Annotated in this window: 22 protein-coding genes and 1 riboswitch; of the genes, 15 read left to right on the forward strand and 7 right to left on the reverse strand. The window is 34.7% G+C overall.

Annotated elements, in window-relative coordinates:
- Positions 1-26 precede the first annotated feature (26 nt).
- Entirely contained in the window at positions 27-887 is an 861-nt protein-coding gene (locus tag ACW0JX_RS08110) for a GNAT family N-acetyltransferase (RefSeq protein ID WP_095691141.1), read from the forward strand.
- 43 nt (positions 888-930) lie between these two features.
- Here ACW0JX_RS08110 and ACW0JX_RS08115 read toward each other — a convergent pair whose 3' ends face one another.
- The gene (locus ACW0JX_RS08115; protein WP_098976434.1) at positions 931-1,491 is read right to left on the reverse strand and encodes a cysteine hydrolase family protein; all 561 of its coding nucleotides are present in this window, start codon (positions 1,489-1,491) and stop codon (positions 931-933) included.
- Positions 1,492-1,673: 182 nt separating this feature from the next.
- Between ACW0JX_RS08115 and ACW0JX_RS08120 the strand changes: the two genes are divergently transcribed.
- A complete protein-coding gene (locus tag ACW0JX_RS08120; RefSeq protein ID WP_001195212.1) occupies positions 1,674-1,934 on the forward strand; it encodes a DUF6123 family protein in 261 nt (86 codons plus the stop codon).
- Positions 1,935-1,936: 2 nt separating this feature from the next.
- Here ACW0JX_RS08120 and ACW0JX_RS08125 read toward each other — a convergent pair whose 3' ends face one another.
- The 3 genes from ACW0JX_RS08125 to ACW0JX_RS08135 form a co-directional block, all read right to left on the reverse strand.
- Complete coding sequence (locus tag ACW0JX_RS08125; protein ID WP_000712599.1) at positions 1,937-2,842, reverse strand: DMT family transporter; 906 nt, start codon at positions 2,840-2,842, stop codon at positions 1,937-1,939.
- A gap of 13 nt (positions 2,843-2,855) precedes the next feature.
- Positions 2,856-3,242, reverse strand: coding sequence for a reverse transcriptase-like protein (locus tag ACW0JX_RS08130; protein ID WP_000573877.1), 387 nt, complete (start codon positions 3,240-3,242; stop codon positions 2,856-2,858).
- A gap of 68 nt (positions 3,243-3,310) precedes the next feature.
- On the reverse strand, positions 3,311-4,183 hold the full coding sequence (locus ACW0JX_RS08135) for an aldose 1-epimerase family protein (RefSeq protein ID WP_049108358.1): 873 nt from the start codon (positions 4,181-4,183) through the stop codon (positions 3,311-3,313).
- Positions 4,184-4,315: 132 nt separating this feature from the next.
- Positions 4,316-4,360: riboswitch (PreQ1 riboswitch) on the forward strand.
- Positions 4,361-4,366: 6 nt separating this feature from the next.
- Between ACW0JX_RS08135 and ACW0JX_RS08140 the strand changes: the two genes are divergently transcribed.
- The 3 genes from ACW0JX_RS08140 to ACW0JX_RS08150 all read left to right on the forward strand — a co-directional run bounded on the left by ACW0JX_RS08140 (position 4,367) and on the right by ACW0JX_RS08150 (position 5,852).
- On the forward strand, positions 4,367-4,852 hold the full coding sequence (locus tag ACW0JX_RS08140) for a QueT transporter family protein (RefSeq protein WP_001026474.1): 486 nt from the start codon (positions 4,367-4,369) through the stop codon (positions 4,850-4,852).
- A gap of 151 nt (positions 4,853-5,003) precedes the next feature.
- A complete protein-coding gene (locus tag ACW0JX_RS08145; protein ID WP_000875548.1) occupies positions 5,004-5,663 on the forward strand; it encodes a ribonuclease H family protein in 660 nt (219 codons plus the stop codon).
- 12 nt (positions 5,664-5,675) lie between these two features.
- Entirely contained in the window at positions 5,676-5,852 is a 177-nt protein-coding gene (locus tag ACW0JX_RS08150; RefSeq protein ID WP_000358801.1) for a zinc-finger domain-containing protein, read from the forward strand.
- Positions 5,853-5,886: 34 nt separating this feature from the next.
- On the opposite strand, the gene ACW0JX_RS08155 is transcribed toward ACW0JX_RS08150, so the two are convergent.
- Entirely contained in the window at positions 5,887-6,135 is a 249-nt protein-coding gene (locus ACW0JX_RS08155; RefSeq protein WP_000534400.1) for a DUF2564 family protein, read from the reverse strand.
- A 119-nt stretch (positions 6,136-6,254) separates the two neighbouring features.
- Positions 6,255-6,452: a cold shock-like protein CspB gene (gene cspB, locus ACW0JX_RS08160; protein ID WP_001161731.1), complete on the reverse strand. Its 198-nt coding sequence runs from the start codon at positions 6,450-6,452 to the stop codon at positions 6,255-6,257.
- Positions 6,453-6,713: 261 nt separating this feature from the next.
- On the opposite strand from cspB, the gene ACW0JX_RS08165 reads away from it, so the two are divergent.
- The 8 genes from ACW0JX_RS08165 (at position 6,714) to ACW0JX_RS08200 (ending at position 13,221) form a co-directional block, all read left to right on the forward strand.
- Positions 6,714-7,442 carry a YqcI/YcgG family protein gene (locus ACW0JX_RS08165; protein ID WP_098976432.1) on the forward strand — a complete coding sequence of 243 codons (729 nt, stop codon included), beginning with the start codon at positions 6,714-6,716 and terminating at the stop codon, positions 7,440-7,442.
- Positions 7,443-7,456: 14 nt separating this feature from the next.
- Positions 7,457-8,200: a LysE family transporter gene (locus ACW0JX_RS08170; RefSeq protein WP_016513073.1), complete on the forward strand. Its 744-nt coding sequence runs from the start codon at positions 7,457-7,459 to the stop codon at positions 8,198-8,200.
- A 19-nt stretch (positions 8,201-8,219) separates the two neighbouring features.
- Positions 8,220-8,513, forward strand: a complete 294-nt coding sequence (locus tag ACW0JX_RS08175) for a cytoplasmic protein (protein ID WP_459245548.1) — start codon at positions 8,220-8,222, stop codon at positions 8,511-8,513.
- 78 nt (positions 8,514-8,591) lie between these two features.
- Positions 8,592-9,221, forward strand: a complete 630-nt coding sequence (locus tag ACW0JX_RS08180) for a sterol desaturase family protein (protein WP_098976431.1) — start codon at positions 8,592-8,594, stop codon at positions 9,219-9,221.
- 221 nt (positions 9,222-9,442) lie between these two features.
- Positions 9,443-9,784 (forward strand): DUF485 domain-containing protein, encoded by a 342-nt coding sequence (locus ACW0JX_RS08185; protein ID WP_098976430.1) that lies wholly within the window; start codon positions 9,443-9,445, stop codon positions 9,782-9,784.
- Between the two features lie 2 nt (positions 9,785-9,786).
- Entirely contained in the window at positions 9,787-11,337 is a 1,551-nt protein-coding gene (locus ACW0JX_RS08190) for a solute symporter family protein (protein WP_001098239.1), read from the forward strand.
- 191 nt (positions 11,338-11,528) lie between these two features.
- The gene (locus tag ACW0JX_RS08195) at positions 11,529-12,878 is read left to right on the forward strand and encodes an aspartate aminotransferase family protein (protein ID WP_000850962.1); all 1,350 of its coding nucleotides are present in this window, start codon (positions 11,529-11,531) and stop codon (positions 12,876-12,878) included.
- A 64-nt stretch (positions 12,879-12,942) separates the two neighbouring features.
- Positions 12,943-13,221 carry a DUF3986 family protein gene (locus tag ACW0JX_RS08200; RefSeq protein ID WP_000417068.1) on the forward strand — a complete coding sequence of 93 codons (279 nt, stop codon included), beginning with the start codon at positions 12,943-12,945 and terminating at the stop codon, positions 13,219-13,221.
- 62 nt (positions 13,222-13,283) lie between these two features.
- Here ACW0JX_RS08200 and ACW0JX_RS08205 read toward each other — a convergent pair whose 3' ends face one another.
- The gene (locus ACW0JX_RS08205; RefSeq protein ID WP_000393901.1) at positions 13,284-14,447 is read right to left on the reverse strand and encodes a cation:proton antiporter; all 1,164 of its coding nucleotides are present in this window, start codon (positions 14,445-14,447) and stop codon (positions 13,284-13,286) included.
- Between the two features lie 269 nt (positions 14,448-14,716).
- Between ACW0JX_RS08205 and ACW0JX_RS08210 the strand changes: the two genes are divergently transcribed.
- Together ACW0JX_RS08210 and ACW0JX_RS08215 are read left to right on the forward strand one after the other, a co-directional pair.
- The gene (locus ACW0JX_RS08210) at positions 14,717-15,562 is read left to right on the forward strand and encodes a MerR family transcriptional regulator (RefSeq protein ID WP_459245549.1); all 846 of its coding nucleotides are present in this window, start codon (positions 14,717-14,719) and stop codon (positions 15,560-15,562) included.
- A 131-nt stretch (positions 15,563-15,693) separates the two neighbouring features.
- Complete coding sequence (locus ACW0JX_RS08215; RefSeq protein ID WP_000388396.1) at positions 15,694-17,049, forward strand: MATE family efflux transporter; 1,356 nt, start codon at positions 15,694-15,696, stop codon at positions 17,047-17,049.
- The last annotated feature ends 26 nt before the right edge of the window (positions 17,050-17,075 follow it).

Here is a 17,075-nt window from a genome sequence, read left to right on the forward strand (position 1 = left end):
TAAATGTCTAGATAAGGGGATGGAGTATGGTTGAATTAGAAATTAGGGTGGAGTGTCTTAGGAAAGAACAAATAGGCGATATTGTAGCATTATCTTCTTATATTGGATGGGATTATAACAGAGAAGAAGTTGAAACAATTTTCAACTCAGGTATTGTATACGGTGTATGGAATGAGAGAAAAGAACTTATTGCTAGCGCAGCAATAATATTATATGGGGAGGCGTTAGCATCTATCGGAATGGTAATTGTACATCCAGATTATAAGGGAAGAGGAATTGGAAAGGTGATAACGAATTCATGCATGAATAGCGTATCAGCTCAAACTCCAATTATGCTTATTGCTACGGATGAAGGGAAGCCCTTATATGAAAAATTAGGATTTAGGGTAGTAAGCTATGTTTCTAAATATATTTGTAACTCGTACAATGCCAATCATAAATGTGCAGAAAATGAAGAATATATGATGGTTTATAGAGAGAGTGATTTAGAAGGAATAATAAAAATAGATGAAGGCGCATTTGGGACAAGCCGAAACGGGTTTTTAAAACAAAGAATTATGCAAAGTGAGCGGTGTGTCGTTGTAAAGGATACGAAAGAAGATGTAGTAGGATACGGTATAAGTATACAAACGTCGGAAAATAAAATAATAGGACCAGTCGTTGCTAAAAATAATGCGATGGCAATGAGAATAGTACATGATTTAGCAAGAGGGCATAATGGAAAATTAAGAATGGATGTACCAGAAGGAAAAAACGGTTTCATGAAAGAATTAGAGATTGCTGGTTTTAAAAAGGTGAATACACCGCCAATTATGATGAAAAATAGCGATAAATTATTAAAAAGGAGTAATGAACTGTATAGCATTGCAGCACAAGTTTTTGGGTGAAAAAAGAATCCTTTCGTGAAAAGGATTCTTTTTTATAGCCAACTTAATCACGATATTGGTCATGAGTAGGTTGAAAGAGGTCTTCCTCGACATCTCTAACAACTGAAAAATGATCAACGTTATAATGGCCGTGTAAAGTTTTATTGTGATGACCAATAATTTGCTCTGCAGACAATACGTTAGAATCAGTTGTTGAATGACCGTTTTTAATTAATGTAACGTCAAATCCTTGTACAGTTGCTGTCCTAACCGCAGTGTCAATGCAATGTTCTGTTTTACATCCGCCTATAACAATATGATTAATGTTTTCTTCTTTTAAAAGCTCAAGTAAAGAAGTGCCGTAGAATGAATTGGTTGCTGCTTTATTAATAAGGATTGCAGACTGGGGTACTTGAATTTGATTATGTACTTCAAATCCTTCGCCACTACCAGAAGCAACATCGATATCTCTTACGAAAACAATAAGAGCATTTGAATCTATTGCTTTCTGCAGTGCTATATTTAGTGTAGATAATAGCTCGGTTTTACGAAAAACTTCATTTTCTTGCTCATTTCCATCAATTAATTCTTGTTGAGCGTCGATAATTAATAGTGCTTGTTTCATCGTGTCTCCCCTTTAATATGAAATAAGTTCCACTTTACATATTCCTTCAGATTGTTAGAAAATCCTCCATTGTAAGCGAAGTAGAAGATTGATTTACAAAGTTGTCAAAGAAATTTCATTCTCATAGCGTGTAAAAACATGTATGATAGGAGATGGAGAATTTTTGAGTAGGTGGGAATAACATGCAAACAGTAGAAGATTATCTTTCATTCTTACATACGAAAGGATTTAAATTATCAGAGGAAGCACAGGGGTTTATTATGTTTGGACAAGGATATACTGGAGCGTCTGATGGGATTGTGAACGCAGCAATAGAAGCGACAATTAAACATCAATTGCAGTTTGATGGTAGTTATTTCGTTGCGTTATTAGAACGATTGAAAGAAGAAGAAATTACAGATAAAAAAAGCGCTAAGGCTTTTATGCGGAAGTTACAAGCGTAACTTCACGCAGCCTGCGCTTCTTTTTTTGTTTTGGAAGGTAATTCAACAAAAATCATGCCTAGGAAAATACATAGACATCCGATAATAGCAGAAATAGAAAGTTGTTCATTTGCAACGAGAACGCCTGTTAAGGCAGCAAAAACGGGCTCCATTGCGAAAATAATTGCTACTCTCGTTGGAGAAGTGTGTTTTTGTGCCGATGTTTGAATGAAAAAAGCAATAGATGTTGCAAACAGAGCAGTTAGAAAGAGTGCGAATAAAAAGGATTGATTCGTCCATAGTGATACTGAAAATAACTTTTCCCAATCTTCAAACAAGAAAGCGCAAATAGAAGAAAATATACCAACAGCTAATACTTGAGATGTGCTTAATAATAAAGGTGATATTTTTTTAGAAAAGAAGCCGTTAATAAGAATATGGGCAGCGAAAGCGACTGCACAACCGAGAACAAGTATATCTCCTATATTTAATTGGAAAGAATCAGCAGCTGTTAATAAGTACAAACCTGTTGTAGCTACAGCAATACCAAGTACGATGAAAATGGTAGCTTTTTGTTTTAAAAAGATAAATGATAAGATTGGGACCATAACAATGCTTAGCCCAGTTAAGAAACCTGCTTTTGAAGATGTTGTATAGAGTAAGCCAAATGTTTGCAATAAATAACCGACAAATAAGAAAAAACCAACGATTATCCCTGCCGTGCTACTATGTTTTATATCTTGTTTTGAAGTTTTTTGTGAGAAAATAATTTGAACGAATAATAAAATAATTCCAGCGAATAAAAAGCGAATACCATTAAACGTAAATGGACCAACGAAAGACATAGCGTTTTGAACGACAACAAACGTAGCTCCCCAAATAAAAGAGACAAATAATAAAGCAAGAGGAGCAATCCACTCTTTTTTCACACTCATACCCCCGTTAATTTTGTAATATAGCTTTTCTAGCTAATTCATCAGCTACTTTATTTTGACTACTTGGAATCCACTTAATAAAAAAGAGATCGAAGTTTTTTATGTACTGCAGTGCTTCATCTAAAAGAGGTGCAAATATTTTATTTTTTGCGTATTCCTTTTCAACAGCCCGTTCGACAAGCTGGGAATCTGTACGAAAAGAGACAGTGCTATAATTATGCTCGATGCAATATTTTAATGCTAGAAGTAAAGCGCGGTATTCTGCTTCATGATTGGACATTGTTCCAAGTGGTAATGATAATTGTACAGGCGGCTGAACGCCTTTAATAAACACTCCTGCACCAGAAGGACCAGGATTTCCTTTTGATGCACCATCAATATATACTTCAATCAAAATGAGAAACCTCCAAATTATAAGATTATCCCCTACTTAAATGCTTTTTGAAGTAGGGGATAGAGTAGTTATCCGATTGTGATGCTATAACAACATGTAAATGTTTCATTCGCTTGTAACGATTGAATTCCCTTTTTGTCCTTGAAATCTTTTGCTGGATTTATTTCATCAGCGATTCCATACCAAGGTTCAATACATAAGAAAGGTGCGTTATCCCCTGGTGTCCATACGCCGACAAATGGGAAGCCATCAAATTCTACTTTTACAAATTTATTATGTTTATGAGAACGAATCGAAATTTCATTCGTATTCATATTTTCAAAAATAAGCGCATCATTTTTGAATAAATCATATGTAAGTGGCAATTCAGTTGTATTTTCAGCGATTAATTGCTTTTTGTTTGAAAGATAAGGTCCTTCTAATACGCTTGTTTCTAAGCGTTCCGAACCATTAAACGATAAATGATAATCTGTAAATGATTCACCATCCAATAAAGGGAAGTTGAAGCCAGGATGTGCTCCGATTGAGAAGAACATCTCTTTTGAAGTAGGATTGTTTACTTCATATGTTACATGAACGATTTGTCCATCTAGCTCATAAGAAACGAGTAGTTCGAATTCGTATGGGTATTTTTTTAATGTTTCTTCATTACTAGTAACGATATAAGTGATTTTTGTTTCGCTTTGTTCTTTCACAGAGAAAGTAAGATCACGAGCGAAACCGTGTTGTGTTAATGAATATGATTTACCGTCTACGTAGTATGTATTATCTACTAATCGGCCGACAATTGGGAACAAAATTGGTGCACGGCGTCCCCAATAAGTAGAATCACCTTGCCATAAATATTCTGTGTTGTCTTCTTTTAAGCGAACGCTCTGTAATTCTGCACCTTTGTCAGAAATGGAAACGATCACTTTTTCATTTTGAATTGTTGCTGTCATGAAGTGAAACCTCCTAAATCTTTCATATGTTTCATTATACGTTGTCTAAAAGGAAAAAGGTAGTTTATGATAGGAATCTATTGACGAAAGAGGGGCTACCACGTAAAATATAATCTTGTTGCTTAAAAAACGAATAACGTGGTTCGAAACCATCCCACGTAAAAAAACTAAGGAGATTTTGTCATGAATATTAGAACTTTAGTCGGTAATGGTATTTTAGCGGCATTATATATTGCTGTTTCTATGCTTATTCAGCCATTTGGCTTTACGAATGTACAATTTCGTATTTCAGAGATGTTTAATCATCTCGTTGTATTTAACAAGAAAGCAATTTACGGAATTGTATTAGGTGTATTTTTAACGAATCTCTTTTTCTCACCTATGATCGCTTACGATTTAGTATTTGGAGTAGGGCAATCTATTCTTGCGTTAGTTGCAACGATTATTTCTATGCGATTTATTAAAGGTGTTTGGGCTCGTATGATTTTTAATACAGTTATCTTTACGATTACAATGTTTATGATTGCAATTGAACTTCATCTTGCATTGGGTTTACCATTTATGTTGTCTTGGTTAACTTGTGCAATTGGTGAATTTGTTGTCATGGCGATCGGTATGCCTGTAATGTACTGGATTAATAAGCGAGTACAATTTGAAAGATTTATGTAATAGATGAAAGAGCTATTCCTATAGGGATAGCTCTTTTTGTATGTAATCATATTGAATATAATGCTGTGACTCTAGATAAAATATAATAAAATAAAGTGAGGCTTCAATTAGCCGGATATATATAAGAAGTCTTACATAAGGGGAATGTAGTATGAAATATAAAATTCATTGGTTGTATAAAACGAAGCGTGGATTGCAGACGGAATTAACAACAGAGTATATGAACATAGAAGAAGTACTTCAATTTGCAGAGGATTTTGAGAAAACAGGAAGAGCTAAGGAACTTTTATTTTACGATGAAATGGACGCAGAATGGTCATTAAAAGAGATGAAAAAGTTAAGTAAGCAAGTAGAGGAAGAGCCCCAAGAAATACTCGTTTATTTTGATGGGGGGTATGATGTGCAAACGAAAGAAGCTGGCGTTGGTATATGTGTGTATTATAAAAAAGGAAATACAAACTACCGTATTCGCCGCAATGCATATATAGAAGGTATATATGATAATAATGAAGCGGAATATGCATCATTATTATACGGTATGAATATACTCGAGGAACTAGGGATTAAGTATGAAGCAGTTACACTTCGCGGAGATTCACAAGTGGTACTGCAGCAATTAGCCGGAGAATGGCCTTGTTATGATGAGCATTTAAACCATTATTTAGATCAAATTGAACAAAAGGCGAAGCAAATGAAATTAAAACTTGTATGTGAACCGATATCTAGAAAACAAAATAAAGAAGCACATCAATTAGCAACGCAAGCATTAGAAGGAACAGTTATTGATAGTCATAAAGAAATAACCGAATAGAGAGGTGCAAAGGTGGATAAAAAGCAACTCATTACAGAGGTAAATGACTTATTAGAAACGTATTGTGAAGGATGTTTTTTGCGAGAACATAATCGAAAGACAAATAGTAAGTATTATGCTCATTCATTTTGTATAAGGCAATGTACAGTTGGTGAAACATTGAAAAAGTATGGAGAACAGTTGTCATGAAAAAACATCCAGAGAAAATTCTCTGGATGTTTTTTTAGTGCTTTGCTTCGTTTAATTGCTGCTCGCATTTGCTTAGTTTCTTTTCCTCGTTCATTAAAAATGGTTCATCTAAATCTACTGCAACAGATTTCATAATTTCAAGCTGTGAGCGAGCTGCTTCTACTGCAGTAGTAGCATGCTCTAATGTATCTGGATCCATTGAAATTGTTGCTGAGCCTACCATTTTTTGTGCTGTTTCTACACGGAATTTTACTTCTTCAAAATCATTTACTTCTGATCCCATTGTTACTGCCTCCTTTGTATATTGCGCATTTCACATAGTTTTTGCTCTGTAAAACGGAAATATACAAAGGAATAATAAAGGAGGTTACCAAGTAAGGTAACCTCCTGTTATATGTTGGATTAAAGTTTTACTACGTTAGCAGCTTGAGGTCCACGGTTACCTTCAGTAATGTCGAAAGATACTTCTTGACCTTCTTCTAAAGCTTTGTAGCCATCTCCTTGAATAGCAGAGAAATGTACGAATACATCGTCAGCGCCTTCCATTTCGATAAATCCAAAACCTTTTTCGTTGTTAAACCATTTTACTTTTCCTTGCATGTTATAATTCCTCCTAAAAGCGTTTACTATTTTCATTTAGTGAAATTCATTTGAAAAATAATATAAACTAAAAATGCTATATTCTTGAATATTCTGCTAAATGATTAATTTAAATATACACGAATTGGGAGAATTTAGTCAAGTAAGCGATTTTATTTTTTGTATTTTTAAATAATTTTTCAGTCGAATTTTTAAATAGGTATAGGACAGGCCGAGTATGTAATATTCTTAATTGAATGCTATACATAATGAGGTGAAAGAATGAATAAGTCTTACTTATTAGATAATGAAGAAATGAGAACGAGAACCGACATACCGGATTGGGTTGCAAAAGAATTTGAGATTTTTTCAAGTGTTGTGTTAGAACCAACTTTTCCATGTTATTTCGGTTTAACAGCTTTGAAAAAGAATGAACTTCGTTATTCATTTCTTTCTCATAATGATTGGAGTCATTTGCCGCATACAATGTTATCTTTTTTAGAGTTAATGAAAGAGAGGCCGATTGTAAGAAGGGGCTTTTTCCTTTTTATAGAACCGGAATGTGAAGAACAATCACTCGAATATTACCGCGATTCTTTTTGGAAAGTGCTACAGTATTTGCATGAAAACGATGATCAAGCATGGCCAAAGCAAATTCCTGAAGATCCAGACCATTATTTATGGGAATTTTCATTTGGTGGTGAGCCAATATTCGCATTTGGAAATGCGCCAGCTTATAAACAACGAAAAACTAGACATTTAGGGAATGCTCTCGTTATTGGGTTTCAGCCACGCACTATTTTTGATGGATTAGAGGGAGATCGTCCTAAAGGAGCATATTCAAGACAAATGGTCCGTGAGCGAGTTGAAAAGTGGGATCAATTGCCGAAACATCCTAACATTAGTCATTATGGTGACCCAGAGCATCGTGAATGGAAACAATATTTCATAGGAGACGATGTAGAACCAATAAAAGGGAAATGCCCTTTTATTCATAAGATAAAAAAGTAAGAGCCATCACCTAGATGGCTCTTTTGTATATTTTGGATAAAAAAGGGTATTTTATTACGAAAGCTAGTCTATTTTTTCAAATTATATCATTAACTAGTAATAAAGAGAGTAGAAAGGATAGAGCGATGTTTGGAGCAATTATACAGCAAATCGTATTAGGTATTTCATTAGCTGCACCAGTAGGGCCGATTAATATTGAAATGTTAAAACGAGGAATTGAACGTGGGTTTTGGCATGCTTGGGTTGTTGGAATTGGTGGAATGACTGCAGATGTTTTATTTATGTTACTTATTTATTTCGGTTTATCTTCTGTGTTTATGTATACATATGTACAAGCCTTCATGTATTGCACGGGTTTTTTCTTGTTATTTTATTTAGGATTTCAAAGTGTAAAACAAGGAATTTTCCACTCGAATATGGAATATAAAAAAGAAGAGGTAGGTGGCCTTAAGCAATCGTTTATGGCAGGATTTTTAATTGCGATATCCAATCCATTAAATCTTGTTTTTTGGTTTGGTATATACGGAAGTACACTTAGCTCATTACTTACGAAGGTAACGAAACAAGAAGCTTTTTTGTACAGTCTTTGCATTATTGCTGGCATTATTTTATGGAATTTAAATATTGCTTTTTCTGTACATTTTGGAAGAACTTTATTAAAACCAAAAGCACTTGGCTACATAACAGCTGGAGCAGGTATTATTTTAGTAGGTTACTCTATACATTTTGCATACAAAGCTTTACAGTTGTTCACATAAGATTGAAGGGGAGATTTTTATGTATCGAACCACTATTGACGGAAAAGAAATTATCATTACGTTAGCGCCAAAAATCCGAAAAGAAATTACTGATAGAAATCCACTATATGAAGCGGTATTTCATAATGCTGCAAGATTGCTACAAACAAAGCAACCGACGTTTGCAGTAAATCATGAAATATTTGGTCTCATTATTGGAGAAGTGCAAAGAGGAGAAGTAACAGTGTTTGCAGTGGAACATATTATTTCGAAGCAAAATATATTTGGACCAAATAATTTTTTCTCGACAATAGAACAGCAGGCAAATTTGTAAAGTGAATAGAATAAGAATAGAAAAGAAATAGTCGTAACGATATGTTGCGGCTGTTTTTTGGGAAAAGGGGGAAACAAGATGAAGAAAGTGGGGAAAGAGTTCTTTTTACAACATGATATCGTTATTATGTATAGCATTCTATTTATTTTCATTATTATTTTAAAAATGCAACTTTTCTCTTGGGTTGGCATGTTAGCATGTATGTTTGGGATTGTTTTCTATACACTTAATGAATATATGACACATCGTTTTTTATTCCATATAAAACCACCTAAAAACACATTTCTATTAAAAATGTTAAGAAGATTACATTATGATCACCACGTATATCCAGAGGATTTAAAACTTTTGTTTTTACCTGTATGGTTTAGTATACCTAGTTTTACTATTTATTTGCTTATAGCATTTGGTATTGCAAAAAGTGTTACTATTACACTTTCATTTGGAATCGGAATGATTATCATGCTGCTCGTTTACGAATGGAAACATTATATTGCCCATAGACCGATTCGTCCCGTCACTAAGTTTGGAAGATGGCTAAAAAAACAACATATATTACACCATTATAAAAACGAAAAGTTTTGGTTTGGTGTTTCAAATCCAGTATTCGATTTTATATTTGGAACACTTAAAGACGGAAAAGATGTTGAGTTAAGCGAAACAGCTCGTAATTTGGAAAAGGAAAAAAAGACAAAAGTAGTGCGTTAAGCACTGCTTTTGTCTTAATGAAGAAAAAAAGTAAGGTGTCACTTTATTTTGAAAAAGTATATTAAAAATTTGGGGGAAATTGCCGAAAAATGTCTATCGAAAAATCTTTGCATGAATGTATGGATTGTCTAAAATGAGTATAAGTTTCTGAATATTTATAAAATTTAGTCTTTAGGTATGCAAGGGGGAAGTGTATTTCAAGTAAGAGAGGGGATCGGTTAATGAAACGAGATGATACGTCAGCACGTAAGTTGCAAAATGAGGTGAATTATACAGAGGTTGTTCAGTCGGAAGAATTTCAATTGTTATTAAATACGAAAAAGAAGTTTATCATTCCAATGAGTATTTTCTTTTTTAGTTTTTTTATCGCATTACCTATTTTAACGTCGTATTCAAAGGTGCTTAATACACCTGCATTTGGTGACGTTACATGGGCGTGGGTATTTGCTTTTTCCCAATTTATTATGACATGGGCACTATGTATGATTTATAGCAAAAAAGCAGAGTCATTTGATGAAATCTCCCAAAAAATTCTGCAAGATATGCAAAAAAGGAGGGGCTGAACTTGAATACTACTGCATTTGCACTATTTTTAATTATTGTTCTTGGTACGCTCGTCATAACATATTTTGCATCGAAAAAAACGAAAAATGCGAGTGAATTTTATACGGCCGGAGGGGGATTAACTGGTTGGCAAAATGGTTTGGCCATCGCTGGAGATTACATGTCTGCTGCTTCATTTCTTGGTATAGCCGGAGCAATCGCATTAACTGGGTTTGATGGATTCTTTTATAGTATCGGTTTTTTAGTTGCTTATTTAGTTGTACTGTATCTTGTTGCAGAACCGCTTAGAAATTTAGGAAAGTACACTTTGGCGGATATGATTGCAGCACGCTTTGATGCGAAAAAAGTTCGCGGAGTTGCAGCTCTTAATACGATGACGATTTCTATCTTTTATATGATTGCACAATTAGTTGGCGCGGGTGCACTTATTAAATTATTATTAGGAATTGAATATACGACATCTGTATTAATCGTTGGAACACTTATGACGGTATATGTTATTTTTGGAGGTATGACAGCAACGAGCTGGGTACAAATCGTAAAGGCTGTATTGCTTATGGCTGGTACGTTTATTATTTCTGTTATCGTTTTCGCAAAATTCAACTTCAGCGTGACTGAAATGTTCGCTCAAATGAAAACAGCTACACCTTTAAAAGATTCATTTTTAAATCCAGGTGTAAAGTATAAGGATGGTCTTGATACACTTTCTTTAAATTTAGGACTAGTACTTGGTACAGCTGGATTACCACATATACTTGTCCGCTTTTTTACAGTACGTGATGCAAAAACTGCGCGTCAATCTGTCGTATATGCGACGTGGTTAATTGGTGCATTTTATATTATGACGATTTTCTTAGGATTTGGTGCGGCAGCGTTTGTAGGAAATGAAGCGATTATTAAAGCGAACCCAGCTGGTAATATGGCGGCACCTTTATTAGCCAAAGCGTTAGGTGGAGACTTCTTATTTGCTTTCGTATCAGCAATTGCTTTTGCAACGATTTTGGCTGTAGTGGCAGGTCTTGTATTAACAGCAGCATCAGCATTCGCTCATGATTTTTATAATGAAATCATTCGTAAAGGAAAATCAACGGAAAAAGAGCAAGTATCCATGGCTCGTTATGCATCTATTGGAGTAGCGATACTATCTATCATACTTGCATTATTTGCCCAAACATTAAACGTAGCATTTTTAGTATCATTAGCATTTGCAGTTGCAGCGAGTGCAAATCTACCAGTAATTTTATTTACAATATATTGGAAGCGTTTTAATACAACGGGTGCTATTTCGGGTATGATTGTAGGTCTCGTATCAGCAATTGTTCTCGTAGCGTTGAGTCCGAATGTTTGGAACCCTGTAGCTGGAAAAGCTATTTTTGTTGGGGAAGCGTTATTCCCATATACGACACCAGGAATTATTTCAATTCCACTCGGATTTCTTGCAGCATATTTAGGAACGGTTTTATCTAGTAAGAAAGAAGATGCAGCGAAATTTGATGAAATTCTCGTGAAATCTAATACTGGTCATGGCATTAGCGATGCGTCTTCACATTAAATAAAAGAGGAGCTTTTCGATAGATAAGAAAAGCTCTTTTTTCTTTTGTCATTTTCTTGTAAATATTACTGATTTGTAAGTAGGATTTGTCTTAATTTTGTGGAATGAAAATAGCAGGGAGAAATTTAAGTCATCATGGCACCAGCGCAGCTTTTGTGAAAAATAAGTTGTTATGGAAGGTGGAAGTAATGATGAAAACGAAGCAAACTGATGAATTATTAGCAAAAGATGAGCAATATGTTTGGCACGGAATGCGTCCCTTTAGTCCAAATAGTACAATGGTAGGGGCAAAAGCTGAAGGGTGCTGGGTTGAAGATATACAAGGAAAAAGATATTTAGATGGTATGAGTGGCCTTTGGTGTGTGAATAGTGGATATGGAAGAAAAGAGCTCGCAGAAGCGGCTTATAAGCAATTACAAACATTATCATACTTTCCAATGTCACAATCCCATGAGCCAGCTATAAAGCTTGCTGAAAAGTTAAATGAGTGGCTTGGGGGAGAGTATGTTATTTTCTTCTCAAATAGTGGTTCAGAAGCGAACGAAACAGCTTTTAAAATAGCAAGACAATACTATGCTCAAAAAGGTGAACCACATCGTTATAAATTTATGTCACGTTACCGTGGGTATCACGGGAATACAATGGCGACAATGGCAGCGACGGGACAAGCGCAGCGTAGATATCAATATGAGCCGTTTGCTTCAGGTTTTTTACATGTAACACCACCGGATTGTTACCGTATGCCTGAAATTGAAGGGCAGCATATTTATGATGTAGAATGTGTGAAAGAAGTCGATCGTGTTATGACGTGGGAATTAAGTGAAACAATTGCTGCGTTTATTATGGAACCTATTATTACAGGCGGGGGCATATTAATGCCACCACAAGACTATATGAAAGCTGTTCATGAGACGTGTCAAAAACACGGTGCCTTGCTTATTAGTGATGAAGTGATTTGCGGTTTTGGACGTACAGGAAAAGCATTCGGATTTATGAATTATGATGTGAAGCCAGATATTATTACAATGGCAAAAGGTATTACGAGCGCATATTTACCATTATCTGCAACAGCTGTGAAAAAAGAAATATATGAGGCTTTTAAAGGTAAAGGAGAATATGAATTTTTCCGCCATATTAATACATTTGGTGGGAATCCAGCAGCTTGTGCATTAGCACTTAAAAATTTAGAGATTATGGAAAATGAAAATTTAATTGAGCGATCTGCACAAATGGGTTCCCTTTTATTAGAGCAACTAAAAGATGAAATTGGGGAACATCCACTTGTTGGGAATATTAGAGGAAAAGGTCTATTAGTTGGGATTGAATTAGTAAATGATAAAGAGACGAAAGAGCCAATTGATAATGATAAAATAGCAAGTGTTGTAAATGCTTGTAAAGAAAAGGGCTTAATTATAGGACGAAACGGTATGACAACAGCAGGATATAATAACGTTTTAACATTAGCGCCGCCTCTTGTTATTTCAAGTGAAGAGATTGCTTTCGTTGTTGGAACGTTGAAGACAGCGATGGAGCGTATTTAATAAATAGAGAGAGGAGCGAGCTGTAATATAAGGCTCGCTCTTGTTTAGTAGGAGGGGACTTTTAATGGAGAAATATGATCCTAACAAACATTATCACATCGGATATTATGAAGACGGATATGATTTAGAAGTGACGGCGTACAAAAGAATAAATGAACCAGTTTGGGATGCTTATATTCCGCACTATGAGGCAGACGATTTTTATAAGAAAGTGGAGGGAATGAAGCTAGGTAAATATATAGATGATTATGGCATTATGGTGTATTCATTTGGGAATGATATTGATGATGATGAAGCACGAATTATTTTTGAAAAATGGTTAAAAAAGAACGGGATTGTTTAAAGATAAAACAAAAAGGAGATTGCTATCTTATAAAATAGCAATCTCCTTTTATTATAGTAAATTTATTTACTTGCTTTCATTGCTTTATCTTTTGCACCAAAAGTGTATTTTAACATTGGTGGTGTAATCATTGTAGTTAAAATAACGACAATAACGATTGCTGTAAAGTAATCTTGTGCCAATAGACCTGAAGAAAGTCCTGTTCCTGCGATGATAAGTGCAACTTCACCACGAGAAACCATTCCAGCACCGATAATTGCAGAAGACTTAGCGTCAAATCCAGTCATTCGAGCACCGAATCCACAGCCGATTAATTTCGTTAATACAGCGATAACAGTTAATGCTAAGATGAACCAAATTTGATTGCCGATACCGTCAAATGTAATATTCATACCGATACTAACGAAGAATACGGGAACGAACATAGCGTAAGCAATTGGTTCTACTTTCTTTTCTACTTCATGTTTGTAGTTTGTTTGAGAAATTGCAATACCAGCAGCGAAAGCACCGATAATACCAGCAATTCCTAATAATTCGCCGAAATATGCGAATGAGAAACAGATGATAAGAGCCGCGCTCACGATAGACTCAGATACGCGCAGTGGTGATAACCAGCGCATAATCGCAGGAACACCTTTCCATCCGATTAAAATAATAGAAGCGAAGAATACTACTTTCTTCAAGATAACCATTGTTAAGTTAACATCATCAGTACCTAAGAAGCTCATTGCAAATGCTAATAAAATAACAACAAGAATGTCATCAAATACAGCGGCTCCAAGCATCGTCGTACTTTCACGTGTTTTCATTTTACCTAAATCACGAAGTGTTTGTACGGAAATACTAACACTTGTCGCACATAGAAGTAATCCTAAGAATACAGCGTTTCCTTGTTCCATTCCCATAACAAGACCGGAAACGTAACCACCTACGAATGGAAGAATGATACCTCCGAGTGCAACTGCTAAAGAAGAATTACGATTTGCGTTTAATTCTTCTAAGTCTGTTTCAAGTCCAGCCATAAACATTAAAAGAATAACTCCGACATTACTTAATTGAGTTAGAAGCTCTGAATTTTCAATCCAACCTAATACAGCTGGACCGATAACGATACCGACAATTAATTTACCTAGTACAGAAGGTTGACCTAATCTAACACTAAGATCACCAGCAAGCTTTGTACTTAATAAAATAAGTGCAATTTGAAAGAAAAATTCGAATTCCATCTGATCCTCTCCTCGTCATTTTTAATTTTATCATACGATTTCTCGGAATTTGCCTAATGAAAATATGTAAAACCCATTAAACAAAAGGGTCTGATTACGAGTTCTTTTGAACTCGTAATTTGAACCTGTAATTAATATATAATAAAATTTATTAAAAATCAATGAAAAAATAGCAGATTTTCATGATGGAATTTGATTTAGGTATGAAGGGAATGGCTATATAATAAGAAGAAATAAGGCAATATTTTTAATGAATTGGAGAAGGAAACATGTTATTAAATAAACGCTTTACAATTGGAGAAATGGCAAAAATGCATAATATTGCAGAATCTACATTGAGGTATTATGATGAAAAAGGAATTTTTCATCCGTCCATTGTTGATCCTCAAACGAATTATCGTTATTATACAATCGATCAATTTTCACTGTTAGATACGATTAAATTTTTACGCCAGTTAAATATTCCGTTAAAGGAAATTAAGAAATATATTGATGAAAGAAATCCAACATACGCACTCAATTTACTGGAAAAACAACAAGAAATGATGCTGAAGAAACAAAGAGAAATTGAATATGCTTTAGCAAAAATGGAACATAGAATTCATTTAATTAAGGAAGCAACAAAAGCAAAAGCTGAACAAATGGTAATTAAAGAGATCCCGCAGCGGAAAATTACAGCAATTGCGGTTGCTCCAAATACGACGGATGATATGTTTGAGTACTACATCCATTCGTTGCAAAAAAATATGAGGCAAATGGATGATAGTTTATTTTCTGGAGATATTGGTGTAACTGTTGCGAAAAAAGGATTAATGCAAAATGAGTTTCAAGCATATAGTAGTGTTTTCATTCTTTTGGATTACATGCCCTTTCAAGTGAATAGTTCAGATGAAATTAAAGCAGGTATGTTTGCCTGTGTATATCACCACGGGCCATATGAAGAAACTGATGAAACATATAAGAAATTAATAAAATATATTGATCAAGAAGGATATGAAATAGACGGAGATTCGATTGAGATTGCATTAATTGATTGGTCTGTAACAGAAAATCCAGAGGAGCAAGTAACAGAAATTCAAATTCCTATAATGAAAAAACAAAGCAATAAGTTATAGGACTCGTATAATTACAAATGAGCATCAAACGCGATAATTAAGTTACCTATTTTTTAATTCTCTATTGACCTTCAAGTTACTTGAAGGTTTAAACTAAGGAAAGAGAGTTGAAAAAAGGAGCATATTAGAGTATGGAAGCAACAGAAAAATTAAGAGAAAAACCGATAAAAAGTTTATTTATTTCTTATTTAATACCAGCTGTTCTAGGAATGGTATTAATGTCAGTTAATATTGTAATTGATGCGGTCATGATTAGTAGAGGAGTTGGGGCGAACGGTTTAGCAGGAGTAAACGTGGCTATTCCAGCGTTTTCGATTTTTTTCTCTATTTCATTATGGATCGGAATGGGCGGGGCAACGTTATATTCCATTGCATTAGGTGAAAATAAACGAGAAAGAGCAAGGTCTATTTTTACTCAATCCATGACGGTAGCAGTTGTTATCGTAGGTGTTTTAGCGGCTATTTGTTTATGGAGAATAGAAGATTTAGCGTACTTATTTGGTGCAAATGAAGTGATTTTACCATATGCGTTAGACTATTTACACGTATTATTAACATTTGGAATGATATACGTTTTAGAAAATATTTTAAGTACATTTATACGAAATGATGGAAATCCTAATTTAGCAATGGCAGGTCTTGTTGTAACGGCTGTATTAAATATAGTATTTGACTATATCTTTATTTTTATCTTTGGATGGGGGGTAACAGGTGCTGCTTCAGCGACTATTCTTTCGGCAGCGATTGGTTTCCTTGTATTATTAACTCATTTCTTTAGAAAAAGTAGTATTTTAAAATGGACGAAATTCCATTTTGAATGGGATACTGTCAAACAAATTATGGTGATTGGTTTCCCAAGTTTTACAGCAGAAAGTACGGTTGCAATCGTAACGATTGGTTTTAATATCGCATTCGTCCAATATGCAGGAGAAGTAGGAGTAGCTTCCTATGCGATGGTGAATAGTATTCATGCAATGGCATTACTATTATTCTTCGGTGTAGGTGCTGCATTGCAACCGATTGCTAGTTTCCATTACGGGGCAAACTTATCAGAAAGATTGCGTGAAGGATTGCAGTTTGCTGTGAAAATTGCTGTTGTACTTGGGGGCATTGCGATAATTGTCGGATTATTCTTCGGGAAATATATCATTGGTCTATTTGATGTCCAATCTCCAGAATTATTGGAGTTAACATTAACGGGTATTAGCTTATTCTTTATTCAATACGTATTTTTAGGCTATAACATTGTGTATGGAGAGTACTTCCAATCAGTGCGACAAACGAAGAAATCAGTACTGATTATAATGAGCCGAGGGTTACTATTTATCATTCCATTGTTATGGATTATGCCGAAATTATTTGGGATAAACGGAATTTGGCTCGTTATGCCAGTTGCTGAAGTAATGACAGCAATTATCGTATTTACGATGAATCGTATGAAACATCCTGTTCCATTAAATATGGCAGGAGAGAAAGAAGCGATATGATGAAGAAAATCCCCTTAAGCAATTAA

Source organism: Bacillus sp. C-3-6, assembly GCF_054509685.1.